Raw genomic sequence first — 278 nt, 5'->3', positions numbered from 1 at the left:
CTTCTTCGCCGTCTATGACGCCTGGCTCGACGAGAAAGACGCAAACGGTATACCCCATAACATCGGGCAGATGCCGACCGCCACGCTGGAGCGACCCAATCCGAATAAGCCAGACAAGCAGTTCAAGCTCGGCAAGTTTATGCACAGTCTCAAGAGCAACGGGCATGCCGACCCGGACGGTGAGATGGCCGCGACGCTGGAAGGAGAAGGCGGCTTCGAGGTCATCTACCTGAATGAGGGCGACACATCGAAATTTGATGGCTTTAGGGTACCCGGGG

The 278-nt window shown here is 57.6% G+C and carries 1 protein-coding gene; it reads left to right on the top strand.

What is annotated here, in order from left to right; all coding sequences use genetic code 11:
- Window positions 1-70: 70 nt before the first annotated feature.
- On the top strand, window positions 71-278 hold a 208-nt coding region (locus ACLQ24_RS30575; protein WP_425895191.1), incomplete at its 3' end, for a hypothetical protein.

The sequence above is a fragment of the Micromonospora sp. DT4 genome, from assembly GCF_049841675.1.
In the GTDB taxonomy this organism is placed as follows: Bacteria; Actinomycetota; Actinomycetes; order Mycobacteriales; family Micromonosporaceae; genus Micromonospora.
The sequence above is the reverse complement of the archived record's forward strand: the minus strand, read 5'-3'. Positions and strand labels throughout refer to the sequence as shown.